We start from the raw sequence: 17,194 nt of genomic DNA on the forward strand, positions 1-17,194 counted from the left end.
CACTGACCTGCTGCTAACGCAGTTGTGCCGCGTGGTGCAGCAGGTGGTCTTCGATGAAGGTCTCGATGAAGTAGTAGCCGTGGTCGTACCCGGGGTGGCGGCGCAGTTGCAGCGGTTGCCCGGCTGCGGCGCACGCGGCCGCGAAGTCATCCGGGTACAACTGTTCTGCCAGGAATTTGTCGGCCTCGCCCTGATCGATCAGGATGCCGCGCGGGAAGGGGCACGACGCCTGCCGCATCAACTGCGTGGCATCGTGCGCTGCCCAGGCGGTGCGATCGTCCCCGAGATACCCGGTGAATGCCTTGATGCCCCACGGGCACACAGACGGATGCGCAATGGGCGCAAACGCAGACACCGAAGCAAAGCGTTCCCGATGGCGTAGCGCCAGCGTCAACGCGCCGTGGCCGCCCATCGAGTGCCCAAAGATGCCAATGCGCCCGGCCGCCACCGGAAAGACCACGCGCGCGATGTGGTGCAGTTCGTCGGCGATATAGCTTTCCATGCGGTAGTGCTCGCGCCATGGCGCCTGCGTGGCGTCCAGATAGAAGCCGGCGGCAATGCCGAAATCCCAGCTGTCGGTTTCGCCGGGGGCGTTCGCGTCGCGCGGGCTGGTGTCGGGCGCGATGAGGATGAGCCCCTCGCGTGCTGCCACGCGCTGCGCACCGGCCTTGATGGCGAACGTCTCTTCCGTGCACGTCAGGCCCGCCAGATAGAACAGCGCGGGGCAGCTCGTGCCTGCCAGCGCCTGGGGCGGCAGGTAGACCGAGAAGCGCATCGGCAGCCGGATCGCCGTCGAGGCATGCCGATAGAAGCGCTGCACGCCACCAAAGCAGGCGTGTTCGGAAAGCAGTTCAAGTGCCGGTACCGGGATCGTCATCGCGTGGCTCCATCCCCAAGGATCAATACAACACGACCGAACGGATCGATTCACCGCGCTTCATCAGCTCGAAGCCTTCGTTGATGCGCTCCAGCGGCAGCGTGTGCGTGATGAGGTCGTCGATGTTGAGCTTGCCTTCCATGTACCAGTCGACGATCTTGGGCACGTCGGTGCGGCCGCGGGCGCCGCCGAACGCGGAGCCCTTCCACTCACGGCCGGTCACGAGCTGGAACGGGCGCGTGCTGATCTCCGCGCCGGCTTCGGCCACGCCGATGATGATCGATTGGCCCCAGCCCTTGTGGCAGCACTCCAGCGCCTGGCGCATGACCTTCGTGTTGCCGATGCATTCGAACGAGTAATCCGCGCCGCCATCGGTGAGCTGGATGATGTGATCGACCACGTTCTCCACATCGCTCGGGTTGATGAAATGCGTCATGCCGAATTTGCGTGCCATCGCCTCGCGTGCGGGGTTCAGGTCCACGCCGATGATCTTGTCTGCGCCCACCATCTTCGCGCCCTGGATCACGTTCAAGCCGATGCCGCCCAGACCGAACACGACCACGTTGGCGCCCGGTTCCACCTTGGCCGTGTAGACCACCGCGCCCACGCCCGTGGTGACGCCACAGCCGATGTAGCAGACCTTGTCGAACGGCGCGTCGGGGCGGATCTTTGCCAGCGCAATCTCCGGCACCACGATGTGATTGGCAAACGTGGACGTGCCCATGTAGTGAAACAGCGGCTTGCCATCGAGCGAGAAGCGCGACGTGCCGTCCGGCATCAGGCCCTTGCCTTGCGTGGCACGAATGGCCTGGCACAGGTTCGTCTTGCGCGACAGGCAAAACTTGCACTGGCGGCATTCCGGCGTGTAAAGCGGGATCACGTGGTCGCCGGCTTTCAACGATGTGACTCCTGCTCCCACCTCAAGGACCACCCCTGCGCCCTCATGCCCGAGGATCGCCGGGAAGATGCCTTCCGGGTCTGCGCCCGAGAGCGTGTAGTAGTCGGTATGGCAGATGCCGGTCGCCTTGATCTCGACGAGCACCTCGCCGGCACGCGGGCCTTGCAGGTCCACTTCTTCCACAGTGAGCGGAGCACCGGCTTTCCAGGCGATGGCGGCTTTGGTTTTCATGCGCATTCCTTTTTTTGAAGTGGAGCCTGCCCGACGTGGGCAGTGTAGGGAGGCCGATTGTAGAACGTTGCCTGCCCCGGCAACGTGACAACAACGTCATGTTCGACAAATCAGACTTCAGATTCTCTTACAACGGCCGTTTCTTGTGCGACGGCAGGCCGACAGGGCCGCGTGCCGCATGCCTTACATGGTGGAACCCCTGCCATGGGCGTCGTAGTAGGAAACCATACCGTGCTTGCATCCATCCGTACTCGCATTTTGCTGACCTGCGTTGCCATCGTGGTCGGCGCATTGACCTTTGCCGGCGGTCTCAACTATCTCGTGACGCGCTCGTACAACGACGAGTCCATCCGCCAGAACCTGCAGTCCGTCGCGCGGGGCCACATCGCTGGCATCGACGACTGGGTGGCGTCCAAGACGCAGATGATGGTGTCGCTGCAAGACGTGGCGGTGTCTGCCGATCCGATTCCGGTCTTCAAGGCCGTGCACAAGGCTGGCGGCTTCATTAACGTCTATGTTGGCTATCCCGACAAGTCGTACAAATTCTCGAACCCCGAAGGCATTCCGCCGACGTATGACCCGACCGCGCGCCCCTGGTACAAGCAGGCGGTGGAGGCGGGCAAGCCTGTGGTGACGCCGCCGTACGTGAGCGCCAGCACCGGCCAGCTCGTGGTGACTTTCGCAGTGCCCATTCTGGAAGGCGGCGCGCTCAAGGGCGTGATTGGCGGCGACGTGGCAATGGACAGCGTGATCGCCAACGTGAAGGCCATCCATCCGACGCAGGCGAGCTTCGGTTTCCTCGTCAACGCTGCGGGCAAGATCGTTGCGCACCCGAATGACAAACTCACGCTCAAACCGGCAACTGAGCTGGCGGCAGGGTTGAACGAAGCCACACTGGCATCGCTGGCACAAGCCGAGAGGCCCGTGGAAGTGACGGTGGATGGGGCGTCCAAGCTGCTCTACCGCCAGGGCGTGAAGGGCACCGACTGGGGCCTGGTGGTGGCGCTGGACAAGTCTGACGCCACCGCGGGTATGCGCTCGCTGGTGATGACGTCGATTGGCGCGCTGGTGGGCGTGGCCATCGTTGCAGCACTCATCGTCGGTGCAATGACGGCACGCGCGTTCCGCCGCCTGTCGATGATCCGTGATGCAATGGACGACATCGGCTCGGGCAGCGGCGACCTCACCAAGCGTCTGCCGTCGGACGGCGAAGACGAAGTCGCGCAGATCGCCCGTTCGTTCAATGCGTTTGCCGACAAGCTCACGGCGGTGATGCAGCAGATCCGCCTGGGCAGCGATTCGGTGCGCTCGGCCGCGCAGGAAATTGCCGCCGGCAACGCAGACCTGTCGCAGCGCACGGAAGAGCAGGCCAGCTCGCTGGAAGAAACCGCGTCGAGCATGGAAGAACTGACGAGTATCGTGAAGCAGAACGCCGACAACGCGCGTCAGGCCAGCCAGCTTGCCGTCACGGCGTCGGACGTGGCCACGCGCGGCGGCAACGTGGTCGGCCAGGTTGTGCAGACCATGGGCGGCATCAACGAGAGCAGCAAGAAGATTGCCGACATCATCGGCGTGATCGAAAGCATCGCCTTCCAGACCAACATCCTGGCGCTGAACGCGGCGGTGGAAGCCGCGCGTGCCGGCGAGCAGGGCCGCGGCTTTGCCGTGGTGGCCAGCGAAGTGCGCAGCCTGGCGCAGCGTTCGGCCGGTGCGGCCAAGGAAATCAAGGCGCTGATCAGCGACTCGGTGGATCGTGTGAGCAACGGCACGGCGCTGGTGGATCAGGCCGGCGTGACGATGGCCGAGATCGTGGATGCAGTGAAGCGCGTGACCGACATCATGGGCGAGATTTCATCAGCGTCGGAAGAGCAGAGCAGCGGCATCGAGCAGGTCAACCAGGCCGTCAACCAGATGGACCAGGTGACGCAGCAGAACGCCGCGCTGGTCGAGCAGGCGGCTGCCGCTGCGGAATCGCTGGAGGAACAGGCCCACAACCTGAACGAGGCAGTGGGGCAGTTCCGCTTGTCGCACTAAGTGCATTAACTGCACCATGTTGTCGCGTTACGGGGCCGGGGCGGCGTTTGTTGCCTCGGCCTTTGCCTTGTCCTGCGCTTCGGCCAGCGCCACGTCGGCAGCTTGCGCGCGCTGCATGGCTGGCCGCGCCATGACGCGGTCAATGTAACCGCGCACCAGCGGTGTTTCCGGGATGAGCTTGAACATCGTCGTCCAGCCCAGCGCCGCACCCCACAGCACATCCGCCGCGGTAAAGCGCTCACCCAGCAGGTAAGGGCCTTTCTCCAGCTGGGCTGTCAGCGTGCCAAGCATGGTGTCGAAGTTGCCATACGGTGACATCGAATACGCTGCCGGTTCGCGTTTCATCGAGCGGTCGACGATGGCCGGCTCGAAGCATGTGCCGTAGAACGCCATCCGGCGCAGGTACGCACCGCGCAGCGGATCACCCACCGCCGGCGACAGCCCGGCCTCCGGATACAGCTCCGCCGCATACAGATACACCGCTACCTGCTCGGTGATGACCGCATCGCCGTGACATAGCGTCGGCACCTTGCCCAGCGGATTGATGGCAAGAAACTCTGGGCTCTTGTGCTGGCCGGTCGTCAGGTCGAAGGCATGCACCTCGTAGTCGGCGCCGAGTTCTTCGAGCAGCATGCGCGCGCCCCGCGAGCGGCTGCGTGGCGAGTGGTACAGAGTCAGGTGGCGGTCTTGCGGCATCGTCGTCTCCGATGTGCGGTGCAATGGGTGGATGACAGCTTGCCACTGTAGGCGGTCGATCCGGCTCCGTCTTGGAAAAATGCGCTGCGGCGGTGCATCATCGCGGCATTGTTTCCGCCGCTGCCGATTCCATGAACGATCTGCGTGACGTTGCCGGCAAGCCAGACACACGCGACTCCCGCCGCCTTGTGGGGAAGGCGCCTGCGGAGTATTGAGTATCGGCGCGCCAACCAGGCCTGGCGCGCCCAGCACATCAATCCGCCGCGAGCGCCACGTCTGGCGACGCAGGCGGGCGGTCCGCCATCACGCAGTTGCGCCCCGCCAGCTTGGCAGCATAGAGCAGATGGTCTGCCCGCCGCAGCAGCGGCTCCAGTTCGGGGCCATCCGCCGCGGGCGCTGCCGCCACGCCAAAGCTGGCCGTCATGCTGCAGGGCAGATCGGTGCCGGTGGGCACTGTCACCTCGGCAATGCGATGGCGCAGATGATCGGCCACCGCGCGCGCCTGCGCGAGGCTGTCCGCCCACACCATCACTGCGAATTCCTCGCCGCCGATGCGCGCCACCATGTCGGCGGACGGGCCTTCAGAGCGGCACAGTCTTGCAACGGTGCGCAGCGCTTCATCGCCCACGGCGTGGCCGTACGTATCGTTGATGCGCTTGAAGTGGTCGATGTCGAACATGATCAGTGCAATGAGCCGCGCCTTCGGCTGCGGCGATTTGCACATCGCGCCGGCGCGGTCTTCAAAGGCGCGACGGTTGAGCAACTGGGTGAGCGGGTCGGTCTCGGCCATGCGCGAGAGTTCCTGCATCAGGTGCGCGCGTTCCACCTCCAGCCGGCGGCGCTCGATGCTATTGATGCGCAGCACGCGGATCGCGTCGAACATCGCTCGGATCTCGCGCCGCGCAAAGTCGGTCGGGATGTGCACACTCAAGTTGCCTCGCGCAATCCCGTCGATCAGCCGCGTGGCGTTGACAAACGGCCTCACCACGTTGCGGCGGAACGAAATCATCATCCATGCCAGCGCGCCCAGCACCGACACCACGGCGCCTGCCGAGCCGATGAGCACCAGCAGCATCGCGCGCCGATGTTGGCGGATGTCGTCATCCGCCAGGCGCAGCACGATGTCGCGGAAATCCGTAGTGGCGCGCATGGTGGGCACGTAGCGCTCGGCAAATGCGGCGGGGGTGATATCGACGCCGCCGGGCTGGCTGGCCTTGGCGCGCACGGCAGCCACATAGCGCAGCCCGTCGCCGAAGTACTGGGCGCCGAGCGTGGCCAAGGCGTGCTGGTTCAGTGCCGAATGCGCACCCACGCGGGTCTCGATCATGCTGCGCAGCTGGTCAATACGGCCTTGCGTGCGTTCGATTGCAAGCTGCTCGTCAAACGTGAGCATGCGGTGCATGGCCAGCGCACCGGTAAAGCGCGAACCGAGCTGGCCCGCGTATTCACGTAGATCGGCCGACAGCCGCGCCAGCGTCAGGCAATTGAGCACGTCGGGATCGCCGCGCGTGATGTTGGCCGTGCGCGCGTTGACGATGGGCAGGAATTCCGGGATGACCGCGATCATGCGGTTCACGCCATCGGCCAGGTCGTCGCTGCTGCGTGAGCGCAGGGGCAGGGCGGTCAGCCGGTCGATGTTGGCGCGCGCGGCGGCCAGATGCGTCTGGGCGCGGCGCGCGGCCTTGATGTCGGCCTCGCAGCCTGGGCAATGTTCAGGGCCCAGCGCGTCGAGCAATTGGGCGACGTGTTCGTCGCTGACGGCGCGCATGCGTTGCAGGGCCGCGCTGCGCTCGGCCGGCACCGGCAAGTCTTCGCCGAGCACGCCGTTGGTCGGGCCGCGTTCGGCTGAAACCTTCTCCATGGCCAGCAACGTCATGCGCAGCACCTGGACGCTGCGGGCGGAATCGTCGGCACGGCCGTAGGCCAACCATGCGTAGCCCAGCAGCCAGCACGATAACGACAACACCGGAACGAGGACGATGGCGACGCTGGCGCCAAAGCGCCTGTCCATCGACGTTTCAGAAGACATGAACGGAGTGGTGGAACGTCTTGGCGGGCGGTTGGGCGGCCCGGAAGGCGGTTGCGAACGGGTTGCACAGGTGCCGGCGCACGTTGCCGCGTGCAGTACACATTTCTGGCTAACGGCAGCATCGGAAGCTTCTTTACCGTGCCATTGGAGCCGCGCCACGAGCGCGGACTGCAAACAAATGCAAAAGGATTTTTTACGGAATATTCAGGCCGGAGCCCTGAAAAAAGGGCTGGGCGGCCGGGTTGTTGCCACGGCATGGCACGAGATGGCGCCGCGCGCATCTCGTGCCTGGATGAGCATCGAACGATTCGGGCGGGCCGACTACTTGACCGCCACCTCGGAGTGCACCACTTCCGGCGCCTTTGCGAAGAACGGGCCGACCAGCTTGCGCCATTCCTGGAAATCGTCGGACTCGCGAAAATCGACCATATGGTCTTCCACGGTGTTCCAGCGTACCAGCAGCACGTAGCTGGTGTCGCGCTCGACGATGTGGTGCAGCTCAGCGCCGTGGCAGCCCTTGGCGCGCGCAAACAGCGGCAGGGCTTGCTGGACGGCGGCTTCAAACTCGCGTTGCTTGCCGGCGAGAATTTCGATGTGGGCCATTTCGAATACCACGTTGTGCTCCGTTTGGTTGGATGGGGAGAAGACTATAGCCGGTATAGCTGGCAATCCTCGGTGCCATGGCGGGCCGGCATCGGGGTCGTTCGACAGTGCGGGCGCCAACCTTTGGTTGGCTTCGCAAGCCGTGTCCACTTGTGGGCCGCCCCTATGACAACCGCGGCCGCGCGGGCATACTCGGATTCCATTGCCTTGGCCCGGATCCTGCTTGGGCCCTTCAGACGTCACCTCAAGCGAAAGCAATCCATGGATAGCGGAAACGACCACCAGAAATTCTTATACCTCCTGCTGTTCGCCGTCACGCTCGGACTCTGCTGGATCCTCTCGCCGTTCTTTGGCGCCGTGTTCTGGGGCGTCATCCTGGCGATCCTGTTCCAGCCCGTGCAGCGCGCGCTGGTTGCCCGCATGGGCAAGCGGCGCAATCTCGCAGCGCTCGTCACGCTCGCCCTGATCATCCTGATCGTGATCCTGCCCGTCATCTTTGTGGCGGCGACCATCGTGCAGGAGATCGGCGTTGCCTATCAGGAGATTCAGAGCGCGCAGCCGAATTACTCCCGGTACCTTTCGGAAGCGGTTCATGCGCTGCCGACGTGGGTGCAGCAGTTGCTTGCCAAAGCCGGTCTGACCAACATTGCCGGCATCCAGAAGAAGCTGGCCGATGGCGCCGCGCAGATCAGCCAGTTTGCCGCCACGAAGGCGCTGAGCATCGGGCAGAACACGTTCCAGTTCGTGGTGGGTTTTGGCGTGATGCTGTACATGGTGTTCTTCCTGCTGCGCGATGGCACCGAGATCGGCCGCCGCGTGCGCCGCGCGCTGCCGATGGACGAAGAGCACAAGCGCCTGCTGCTGAGCAAGTTCACCACCGTCGTGCGCGCCACCGTCAAAGGCAACATTGCCGTGGCGCTGGTGCAGGGCGCGCTGGGCGGGCTGATCTTCTGGATCCTTGGCATTGACGGCGTGGTGCTGTGGGGCGCGCTGATGGCGTTCCTGTCGCTGCTGCCGGCGATTGGCGCGAGCCTCGTGTGGATTCCGGTCGCGGTCTACTTCCTGATGGTGGGGGCGATCTGGAAATGCGTGATCCTCGTCGCGTTCTGCGGCGGCGTGATCGGCCTCGTCGACAACCTGCTGCGCCCGCTGCTGGTCGGCAAGGACACCAAGATGCCCGACTGGGTCGTGTTGATCTCCACCCTGGGCGGAATGGAGCTGTTCGGCATCACCGGCTTCGTGATCGGCCCGCTGGTCGCCGCATTGTTCATGGCCAGCTGGGACATCTTTGCGCGCGGGCAGAACGAATGATGCTTCGGCCGAATGGGCGGCGCGTCCCGCTCATATGCGCTCGAACCGCAGACCTGCGTGGCGGGTCAGGCGCTCGATAAAGCGTTCATCGAACATCGTGGCCGGCGTCCAGAAACCGCCCGGTCGCCCGATCTTGATGCCGTCTTTCACGTGGTCCAGCGCGAGGCTGGCAGCGGCCTGACCGAGCATCTTGCCGGTCGAGCCGTAGCCCGGGTCGCGATCGCCGCTCACCTTCACGCGCAAGGTGTTGCCTTGATCGGTTCGGCCGAACAGCCGCAGGTCGTAGCGGCCAGCCAGTTGCGCCGCCGGCGTGGGGCCTTCGCCGGGTTTGGGCAACAGAAAGCGCTGCATCACGATGCGAGCGGGCTTGATGACAATGCCCAGCATGAATGCACCCAGGCCGGCCACCATCGTCATGGCTTTCATGCGGCCGCTCAGGCCGTGCCCGGTGATCACCGCTTCGTCATAGAGGAATGGATTGCCATAGGCGTTGCCGGACAAGGCGTTGGAGCGGTGCACCACGCGCTCGTTGATGGCGGCCATGACAAAGGGCGCAATCCACGCATCGAAATCGGCATCGAACGCCGCGCCCCGGACAGAGCGCTGGCGCGCCGTGAAGCCGTGACCCTTGGGGCAGAGCGCATAGGGATCGGCCAGCTCCTTGCGCAAGGCGGGGTCGGCTGCGGCTTCCTGCACGACGTTGATCAGGCTGGCGATCGTGCCGCCCGATGCGCCGCCCTTTAGCGTCTTGACGCGCAACTTCACCTGCGTGGCGGGCGTCCCCCATTGCCGCATGGCGTGTTGCTGCAGGAAGTAGACACCCATGTCCGACGGCACCGAGTCGAAGCCGCAGCAATGCACGATGCGCGCCCCGGACTGCTGCGCCGTCGCTTCATATGTGCCGATCATGCGCCTGATCCACTGCGTCTCTCCGGTGAGGTCGCAGTAGTCCGTTCCGCTTTCGGCGCAGACCTTGATCAACGGCTCGCCATATAGGGCATAGGGGCCGACCGTGGACACCACCACCCGCGTCTGTGCGCACAGGGCCTGCAACTGTGCTTCGTTGGCAGCATCTGCCACGATGATCGGGATGGACTCGCCTGCCGCACCCAGCGAACATTTGACCTCCTGGAGCTTCGCTTCGGATCGTCCGGCGATGGCCCAGCGCAGCGTTTCCGCATCCCCCGAAAAGTGTTCGGCCAGGTAGCGGGTCAGGATCTGGCCGACAAAGCTCGTGGCGCCAAACACGACAACGTCATAGTGAGGAGCGGGCATGGGGTCTTCCTTTTTGTTCCATCGTTCGGCAGCAAGCAATAGTGAAGGCGCCGGACCCGTCGAGCAACTCACGGCGCCGGCATCGCTCGACCTGGGCAGATACGCATCCGCCCGGCGTCAGTCCAGGCGTTCGCCAGCCTCCGGCACCTGAAAGCTTGTTTCACATTATGGAATTCGCCAGGAATTTCTCCTGCGTGGCCTTCCCGTTTGCTGAAAAACCATTCCGCATTGCAAAATAAGTTGTCTATCTCATTGAAAAATAAAGAAAAACTAACTCTTATGTCTTATATAAGACCTTGCTGCGACGCGTCAAAGCCGGCCTACAATAAATCCATGCTGCTCGCTTCGAATTCCGTAGCTGCACACGCAACCGATTCTTCTCAAACGCGCTTTATTTCCAGGAAATTGACATGGCCCAGTATCAAGACGACATCAAGGCAGTTGCCGGTTTGAAAGAGACCCACGGCAGCGCATGGAATGCGATCAACCCCGAGTACGCTGCCCGCATGCGTGCCCAGAACAAGTTCAAGACGGGTCTGGACATCGCCAAGTACACCGCCAAGATCATGCGCGCGGACATGGCTGCCTACGACGCCGATCCGTCCAAGTACACGCAGTCGCTCGGTTGCTGGCACGGCTTCATCGGCCAGCAGAAGATGATCTCCATCAAGAAGCACTTCAACAGCACCGAGCGCCGCTACCTGTATCTGTCGGGCTGGATGGTCGCTGCGCTGCGCTCCGAGTTCGGCCCGCTGCCGGACCAGTCGATGCACGAGAAGACTTCGGTCAGCGCGCTGATTCGCGAGCTGTACACCTTCCTGCGCCAGGCCGATGCACGTGAACTGGGCGGTCTGTTCCGCGAGCTGGATGCTGCCAAGGACGCTAACGCTAAGGCCGCCATCCAGGCAAAGATCGACAACCACGTCACGCACGTCGTGCCCATCATTGCCGACATCGACGCTGGTTTCGGCAACGCAGAAGCCACGTACCTGCTGGCCAAGCAGTTCATCGAAGCGGGTGCCTGCTGTATCCAGATCGAAAATCAGGTGTCGGACGAGAAGCAGTGCGGCCACCAGGATGGCAAGGTCACCGTGCCGCATGAGGACTTCCTCGCCAAGATCCGCGCGATCCGCTACGCGTTCCTGGAGCTGGGTGTGGACGACGGCATCATCGTGGCCCGTACCGACTCGCTGGGCGCAGGCCTCACCAAGCAGATCGCCGTGACCAACACGCCGGGCGACCTGGGCGACCAGTACAACGCGTTCCTCGACTGCGAAGAACTGTCGGCCGACCAACTGGGCAACGGTGACGTCGTCATCAAGCGCGACGGCAAGCTGCTGCGCCCGAAGCGCCTGCCGAGCAACCTGTTCCAGTTCCGCGCCGGCACGGGCGAAGCGCGCTGCGTGCTCGATTGCATCACCTCGCTGCAAAACGGTGCCGACCTGCTGTGGATCGAAACCGAAAAGCCGCACATCGCGCAGATCGGCGGCATGGTCAAGGAAATCCGCAAGGTCATCCCGAACGCCAAGTTGGTGTACAACAACAGCCCGTCGTTCAACTGGACGCTGAACTTCCGCCAGCAGGTGTATGACGCGATGAAGGAAGCCGGCAAGGATGTGTCGGCCTACGAGCGCGGCCAACTGATGAGCACGGAGTACGACGACAGCGAACTGGCAAAGCTCGCCGACGAGAAGATCCGCACGTTCCAGGCCGATGCATCGCGTGAAGCCGGCATCTTCCACCACCTGATCACGCTGCCGACGTACCACACTGCCGCGCTGTCGACCGACAACCTGGCCAAGGAATACTTCGGCGACCAGGGCATGCTCGGTTATGTGGCCGGCGTGCAGCGCAAGGAAATCCGCCAAGGCATCGCCTGCGTCAAGCACCAGAACATGTCGGGCTCGGACATCGGTGACGACCACAAGGAATACTTCAGCGGCGAAGCGGCACTGAAGGCTGCGGGTAAGGACAACACCATGAACCAGTTCCACTGATTCACGGATACAGGTCTCGCCCGAAGCAGAACGCCAACCCATTGCGGGTTGGCGTTTTTTTTGGGGGTGGGCAATTCCGACGCAATGCATTGCTTGAACCTGCCGTTTCGCGTCCACCCACAGGACGTTGCGCGCAGATGGGATTGATAACCAAAGCACATCAATCGTTCCGAAAATTGCACTTCTCGTTTGTCGGTCTCCCGGCGAACATTGCCAAAACGACAAGCGCCGTCCAACGGCGTATTCTTTTTTTTGGCTTCCAGGAGACACCTCGATGCACCCCCCGTCCAGCCTTTCGACCGGGCAATCCAAGGCCGCTGCGGTCTTCCGCGTCACCGCCGGGAATTTCCTGGAGCAGTTCGATTTCTTCCTGTTCGGCTTTTACGCCACGCAGATTGCCAACGTCTTCTTTCCGACCGAAAGCGAATTCGCCTCGCTGATGATGACGTTCGCTGTTTTTGGGGCTGGGTTCCTCATGCGCCCGCTGGGCGCAGTCGTGCTCGGCGCCTACATTGACGATGTCGGTCGCCGAAAGGGCCTGATCGTCACGCTGTCGATCATGGCAAGCGGGACCGTGCTGATTGCGTTTGTTCCCGGCTACGCCACGATCGGCCTGCTGGCACCGGCGCTCGTGTTGCTGGGGCGTCTATTGCAGGGTTTCTCGGCGGGCGCGGAACTGGGCGGCGTATCGGTGTATCTGGCCGAGATGGCCACGCCCGGCCGCAAGGGTTTTTTCACGAGCTGGCAGTCCGCCAGCCAGCAGGTCGCAATCGTCGTAGCGGCGGGCCTGGGCTTCGCGCTCAACCAAGGGCTGAGCGCACCGGCCATCGCCGCATGGGGATGGCGTGTGCCGTTTTTCGTCGGTTGCATGATCGTGCCGTTCATCTTCGTGCTGCGCCGTAATCTTGAAGAAACGCAGGAGTTCAAGGCACGCAAGCATCGTCCGAGCATGAAGGACGTACTCAGCACGCTGGTGCAGAACTGGGGCGTCGTCATCGCCGGCATGATGCTGGTGGCGATGACGACCACGAGCTTCTACCTCATCACGGTGTATGCGCCCACGTTCGGGAAGACGGTCCTGCACCTCAGCACGGCCGACAGCCTGCTCGTCACGCTCTGCGTGGGGGTGTCGAACTTCGTGTGGCTGCCGATTGGCGGTGCGCTCTCCGACAGGATTGGCCGTCGGCCACTGCTCATCGGCATGACGGTGCTGACCATCGCCACTGCGTATCCGGCGCTTTCGTTTCTCGCGCACGCGCCGAGCTTCATGAATATGCTGCTCGTGCTGCTCTGGCTGTCGTTCATGTACGGCATCTACAACGGCGCGATGATCGTTGCGCTCACGGAGGTGATGCCCGTGCAGGTGCGCGTTGCAGGGTTCTCGCTCGCCTACAGCTTGGCGACGGCGGTATTCGGCGGCTTCACCCCCGCCATCTCGACAGCGGCCATTCATATGACCGGCGACAAGGCGGCCCCTGGCTACTGGATGAGTCTTGCCGCCGTGTGCGCTCTCCTGGCGACGTTGACGCTCTATCGCCGCCGCGCGGTGACGTTGGCTCCGGCGCACTGACGCGCAGCACGTTCCGTATATTCACAAGCAACGCACGACCTGGCACGACCCTCACCATGAAGACTCTGTTCCTGAAACTCTGCGCAGCCGCGCTCGTCGCAACCTCGGCAGCTGCAGCTCACGTCCAGGCTGCCGAGCTGCACGTCATGAGCTCCGGTGGCTTTACCGCCGCCTATAAAGTGCTCGGGCCGAAGTTTGCAGCGCAGACGGGCAACACGCTCAACACCGCGCTTGGACCGTCGATGGGCAAGTCGCCCGAAGCGATTCCGAATCGGCTTGCGCGCGGCGAGCCAGCGGACGCCGTCATCATGGTCGGCTACGCACTCGACGATCTGATCAAGCAAGGCAAGGTCATCCCGGAATCGCGCGTGGAACTTGCCGATTCGCGCATCGGCATGGTGGTTCGCGATGGCGCAGCAAAGCCCGACATCAGCTCGCCTGAGGCCCTCATGCAAGTGCTGCTGCATGCCAAGTCGATTGCCTACTCGGACAGCGCAAGCGGCGTGTATATCGAGCGCGAGTTGTTCAAGAAGCTCGGCATTGAAGAGCAGGTCAAGGCGAAGGCGAAGATGATTCCGCGCATTCCGGTGGCGTCGGTGGTGGCCACGGGCGACTACGAGATCGGTTTCCAGCAAGTCAGCGAGTTGCTGCCGGTGCAGGGCGCCACCTTTGTCGGAAAGATTCCGGAGTCGCTGCAGTCGGTCACACGCTTTGCGGCGGGCATTCCCGTTGGGGCACCGCATCCGAAGGAAGCCAAGGCGCTTCTCGACTATCTTGCTTCGCCCGGCGCTCAGGCAGACGTGAAATCGACTGGCCTCGATTCGGTACTTGCGCGTTGAGGCACGGCGCCCGCGTGGCAGGGCAAGCGCTGCTGGCTATGCATCGCTTGCCATCATGCCGCTGCGCTTCGCTTCAATGATCATCCGGTGAAATTCCTCCGCGGCCGGTGTGAGCGCCCGGCCGCGCCGCTTCACGATGCCCACGCGCCGGTTCACCACCGGCTCCACCAGCGGCACGCTCGTGAGAATCGGGTGCTCATGCCCCGGCATGGCCATCGATGGCACCGCAGCGACACCCAGCCCCGCTTCAACCAACCCCAGCATGGTCGTGACGTGCCGCGTTTCGCAGACGCTCGGCGCACGCGGCGCCACGGCCGACAGCGCCTGGTCCAGCAGCAGGCGGTTGCCGGAGGTCTTGTCCACTGAGACGTATTCGTGTTCGTAAAGCTCGTTCCACGTCACGCGCTTCTTGCGGGCGAGCGGATGATCGCGCCGGCAGGCTGCAACAAACCGCTCCTGAAGCAGCATCTTGAACTCGATCTCGGGCTCTTGGCTGCCCATGAAGCTCACGCCAAAATCTGCCTCGCCGCTGATGACTGCACCCAGCACTTCGTTCGCGCTTGCATCCAGCAGCTTGACCCGGATGCGCGGAAAGCGGCGGTGATAGGTCGCAATCAGGTTCGGCAGAAAGTAATAGGCCACCGACGGCACGCATGCGATGGTCACCTGCCCGAGGCGGCTCGATGAAACGTCGCGGATACCGAGCAGGGCGACGTCGAGATCGTCGAGCAGTTGTTCAGCGCTGCGGGCAAACACGCGGCCGACGGTGGTGAGTGTGACGCTGCGGGTGGTGCGCTCAAACAGGGGAACGCCGAGCGCGCTTTCGAGCTTGTCGATCCGGCGGCTCAACGCGGGCTGGGAAATGCTGATCGCCTCGGCGGCCTTCCGGAAGTTGCCCAACTCCACCACCGCGCGAAATGCCTGCAAGTCCGTCAAATCGAAATTGATGCCCACCGGCCAGCCTCCACATCCCAGATGCGCAGCATTTTGCGCGATTTATCACGGGGTGACACGTCTCCAGCGGCCCGCGGCGTGGCCCGCCCGGTTGGATGCTTTGGCTCGGGCGGCAGGTACCAGACGCCGATCAACTCCGACGGCGGCCAGTTTGCGCGACTGCTCGGTCTGTAGATCGGGGGCGGCGCTCACGTGAGGCTAGCCAACCGTGGCGTAGTCAATGCGGTTGCGGCCTTTACGCTTGGCTTCGTAGAGCGCATCGTCCGCAGCCTTGGTCAATGCGTTCAGCGACGGGAAGCTCGCGCGCCGCGCGGTCGCGCAACCGACGCTCACGGTGAAGGGGGCCAAACCTGCGTCGCCGACGGACGCGCCGGCGCCTTCCACTTCGGCACGGATCGCTTCGGCGATCCGCGTGGCACCCGCTTCGTCCGTATCGGGCAACAGCACCACGAATTCCTCTCCGCCGTATCGGGCCGCCAGGTCGCCGCGTCGTCGCGCATGCTTGGAAATGCACTGGGCGAGGTACTGAAGCGCGACGTCGCCCTGAGCATGGCCGTGCGCGTCGTTATAGCGTTTGAAGTGATCGGCATCGATAAAGAGCACGGACAGCCGACTGTCATTCCGTTGCAGCCGATCCCACTCGTTCTCCAGCGCGACATCCAGGGCGCGCCTGTTCTTCAACCCGGTGAGCGGATCGGTTTGCGTAAGCTCGCGCAGGTGGTTTTCCGCCATCACGCGGCCCCGCAGCGCAAAAGCCAGGAGCCAGACACCTGCGCAGAACGCAAGACTCACCGACAGCGACGACAACCCTACGATCCATGACAGCCGCTGCCAAGCTGCAAGGGCATCGCTCATTGCCGGGGCCACCACGGCGATGAAGGGGGTGCCCGGCACACGTTGAAACGTATAGAGGCGCACCACGCCATCGCTGGCCGACGGTGCTACATAGAAGCCGGACTCCTGATTCACCATGCGCGGGAACGTCAACGATTTGCTCAGATTGAACGCGCGGGCTGCGCCGGGCGGATTTCGCGCCATTAGCGTGCCGTCGGTGCGGACAATGGCCGTGATGCCGCGCGGCCCGACATCAAGCCTTTCAAGAAGCTGCCGGAAGTAATCGAGGTCGATCGCCACTAGCGCGGTGCCGGCAAACGTCCCATCCTGTCGGTTCATTCTTCGGCTCAGGGCGATGGCCTCCACGCCTGCGCGTGACCGGGCCTTATAGACGCCGGACACATAAAGGCCAAGGTTTGCGTGCTCGCGATGGACGATAAAGTAGTCGCGGTCGCTGAAATCCCAGCGGTGGGTCAAGGAGCAGCATCCGTCGACGAGCTGGCCCTTGTCGTCGGTCACGCCCATGCCGGTGACATACCGGGCAGAGGCCGTCGGGCTGAACAGCAGATCGTGCCGAACCTGCGGATCGAGGTTGCGGATGCCGGGTTTGTCGAGTGCGCCTATCAGCGTCTGCAGCGATTGATCTGCCGATTCAACGGTGCGCGAAATGTGGCTGGCCAGAACGGCAGCGACATTCTTCGAGGTGTCGTGTGCGTGCTCGATGGCCGTTTCGCGGTTGGCCCAAAGGGTCAGCACGCTGATTGCCAGGACAATGAATGTGAGCAGCGTCCCCAGCGCACCAACAACAAAGGGATGGTGGCCTGCCGATGTGGCCAGCCGTCGGGCGAGGGGGCGAAGGTGCATGTCGTGGTCTTGGGCGACGACAAACCGCACCTCAGCCTGGTCGACGAGGCATCGGGCGATCGATCTTGGGGACGGTTTGGATGCGTGTGGGGCACGCCGTCACCGCTGGTTATCGGCACAAGACACCAAAACTGCAGCCCGGCGAGCGGTTGACGTGGTTCCCGCTCAGCGCAAGGGCGCGG

13 protein-coding genes are annotated in these 17,194 nt (G+C 63.5%); 5 read left to right on the forward strand and 8 right to left on the reverse strand.

Features of this window, described 5'->3' with window-relative positions; translation table 11 throughout:
• Positions 1–13: 13 nt before the first annotated feature.
• Both fghA and BEK68_RS00975 read right to left on the reverse strand, forming a co-directional pair.
• Entirely contained in the window at positions 14–877 is an 864-nt protein-coding gene (gene fghA, locus BEK68_RS00970; protein WP_012434974.1) for an S-formylglutathione hydrolase, read from the reverse strand.
• A 22-nt stretch (positions 878–899) separates the two neighbouring features.
• Positions 900–2,006 carry an S-(hydroxymethyl)glutathione dehydrogenase/class III alcohol dehydrogenase gene (locus BEK68_RS00975; protein WP_009238992.1) on the reverse strand — a complete coding sequence of 369 codons (1,107 nt, stop codon included), beginning with the start codon at positions 2,004–2,006 and terminating at the stop codon, positions 900–902.
• A 231-nt stretch (positions 2,007–2,237) separates the two neighbouring features.
• Here BEK68_RS00975 and BEK68_RS00980 point away from each other — a divergent pair, with 231 nt between their 5' ends.
• Positions 2,238–4,040, forward strand: coding sequence for a methyl-accepting chemotaxis protein (locus tag BEK68_RS00980; RefSeq protein WP_024541736.1), 1,803 nt, complete (start codon positions 2,238–2,240; stop codon positions 4,038–4,040).
• A gap of 27 nt (positions 4,041–4,067) precedes the next feature.
• Here BEK68_RS00980 and BEK68_RS00985 read toward each other — a convergent pair whose 3' ends face one another.
• The 3 genes from BEK68_RS00985 to BEK68_RS00995 all read right to left on the reverse strand — a co-directional run bounded on the left by BEK68_RS00985 (position 4,068) and on the right by BEK68_RS00995 (position 7,368).
• Positions 4,068–4,736 (reverse strand): glutathione S-transferase family protein, encoded by a 669-nt coding sequence (locus BEK68_RS00985; RefSeq protein ID WP_012434976.1) that lies wholly within the window; start codon positions 4,734–4,736, stop codon positions 4,068–4,070.
• 253 nt (positions 4,737–4,989) lie between these two features.
• On the reverse strand, positions 4,990–6,747 hold the full coding sequence (locus BEK68_RS00990; protein ID WP_012434977.1) for a GGDEF domain-containing protein: 1,758 nt from the start codon (positions 6,745–6,747) through the stop codon (positions 4,990–4,992).
• A gap of 339 nt (positions 6,748–7,086) precedes the next feature.
• A complete protein-coding gene (locus BEK68_RS00995) occupies positions 7,087–7,368 on the reverse strand; it encodes an antibiotic biosynthesis monooxygenase family protein (RefSeq protein WP_004629803.1) in 282 nt (93 codons plus the stop codon).
• 261 nt (positions 7,369–7,629) lie between these two features.
• On the opposite strand from BEK68_RS00995, the gene BEK68_RS01000 reads away from it, so the two are divergent.
• On the forward strand, positions 7,630–8,679 hold the full coding sequence (locus BEK68_RS01000) for an AI-2E family transporter (RefSeq protein WP_004629802.1): 1,050 nt from the start codon (positions 7,630–7,632) through the stop codon (positions 8,677–8,679).
• 30 nt (positions 8,680–8,709) lie between these two features.
• On the opposite strand, the gene BEK68_RS01005 is transcribed toward BEK68_RS01000, so the two are convergent.
• Complete coding sequence (locus BEK68_RS01005; RefSeq protein WP_012434978.1) at positions 8,710–9,954, reverse strand: saccharopine dehydrogenase family protein; 1,245 nt, start codon at positions 9,952–9,954, stop codon at positions 8,710–8,712.
• A 410-nt stretch (positions 9,955–10,364) separates the two neighbouring features.
• Between BEK68_RS01005 and BEK68_RS01010 the strand changes: the two genes are divergently transcribed.
• The 3 genes from BEK68_RS01010 to BEK68_RS01020 all read left to right on the forward strand — a co-directional run bounded on the left by BEK68_RS01010 (position 10,365) and on the right by BEK68_RS01020 (position 14,360).
• The gene (locus BEK68_RS01010; RefSeq protein WP_004629800.1) at positions 10,365–11,951 is read left to right on the forward strand and encodes an isocitrate lyase; all 1,587 of its coding nucleotides are present in this window, start codon (positions 10,365–10,367) and stop codon (positions 11,949–11,951) included.
• Between the two features lie 274 nt (positions 11,952–12,225).
• Complete coding sequence (locus tag BEK68_RS01015) at positions 12,226–13,521, forward strand: MFS transporter (RefSeq protein WP_012434979.1); 1,296 nt, start codon at positions 12,226–12,228, stop codon at positions 13,519–13,521.
• Between the two features lie 56 nt (positions 13,522–13,577).
• Positions 13,578–14,360: a substrate-binding domain-containing protein gene (locus tag BEK68_RS01020; RefSeq protein ID WP_012434980.1), complete on the forward strand. Its 783-nt coding sequence runs from the start codon at positions 13,578–13,580 to the stop codon at positions 14,358–14,360.
• A gap of 36 nt (positions 14,361–14,396) precedes the next feature.
• On the opposite strand, the gene BEK68_RS01025 is transcribed toward BEK68_RS01020, so the two are convergent.
• Complete coding sequence (locus BEK68_RS01025; RefSeq protein ID WP_012434981.1) at positions 14,397–15,314, reverse strand: LysR family transcriptional regulator; 918 nt, start codon at positions 15,312–15,314, stop codon at positions 14,397–14,399.
• A 198-nt stretch (positions 15,315–15,512) separates the two neighbouring features.
• Positions 15,513–17,012: a GGDEF domain-containing protein gene (locus tag BEK68_RS01030; RefSeq protein WP_012434982.1), complete on the reverse strand. Its 1,500-nt coding sequence runs from the start codon at positions 17,010–17,012 to the stop codon at positions 15,513–15,515.
• Positions 17,013–17,194 lie beyond the last annotated feature (182 nt).

It is taken from the genome of Ralstonia pickettii, assembly GCF_001699815.1.
In the GTDB taxonomy this organism is placed as follows: domain Bacteria; phylum Pseudomonadota; class Gammaproteobacteria; order Burkholderiales; family Burkholderiaceae; genus Ralstonia; species Ralstonia thomasii.

What these genes read in the sequence shown, in the direction of transcription:
- fghA (WP_012434974.1), bottom strand. Translation starts at nt 877, where the DNA reads ATGACGATCCCGGTACCGGCACTTGAACTGCTTTCCGAACACGCCTGC.
- BEK68_RS00975 (WP_009238992.1), bottom strand. Translation starts at nt 2,006, where the DNA reads ATGAAAACCAAAGCCGCCATCGCCTGGAAAGCCGGTGCTCCGCTCACT.
- BEK68_RS00985 (WP_012434976.1), bottom strand. Translation starts at nt 4,736, where the DNA reads ATGCCGCAAGACCGCCACCTGACTCTGTACCACTCGCCACGCAGCCGC.
- BEK68_RS00990 (WP_012434977.1), bottom strand. Translation starts at nt 6,747, where the DNA reads ATGGACAGGCGCTTTGGCGCCAGCGTCGCCATCGTCCTCGTTCCGGTG.
- BEK68_RS00995 (WP_004629803.1), bottom strand. Translation starts at nt 7,368, where the DNA reads ATGGCCCACATCGAAATTCTCGCCGGCAAGCAACGCGAGTTTGAAGCC.
- BEK68_RS01000 (WP_004629802.1), top strand. Translation starts at nt 7,630, where the DNA reads ATGGATAGCGGAAACGACCACCAGAAATTCTTATACCTCCTGCTGTTC.
- BEK68_RS01005 (WP_012434978.1), bottom strand. Translation starts at nt 9,954, where the DNA reads ATGCCCGCTCCTCACTATGACGTTGTCGTGTTTGGCGCCACGAGCTTT.
- BEK68_RS01010 (WP_004629800.1), top strand. Translation starts at nt 10,365, where the DNA reads ATGGCCCAGTATCAAGACGACATCAAGGCAGTTGCCGGTTTGAAAGAG.
- BEK68_RS01015 (WP_012434979.1), top strand. Translation starts at nt 12,226, where the DNA reads ATGCACCCCCCGTCCAGCCTTTCGACCGGGCAATCCAAGGCCGCTGCG.
- BEK68_RS01020 (WP_012434980.1), top strand. Translation starts at nt 13,578, where the DNA reads ATGAAGACTCTGTTCCTGAAACTCTGCGCAGCCGCGCTCGTCGCAACC.
- BEK68_RS01030 (WP_012434982.1), bottom strand. Translation starts at nt 17,012, where the DNA reads ATGCACCTTCGCCCCCTCGCCCGACGGCTGGCCACATCGGCAGGCCAC.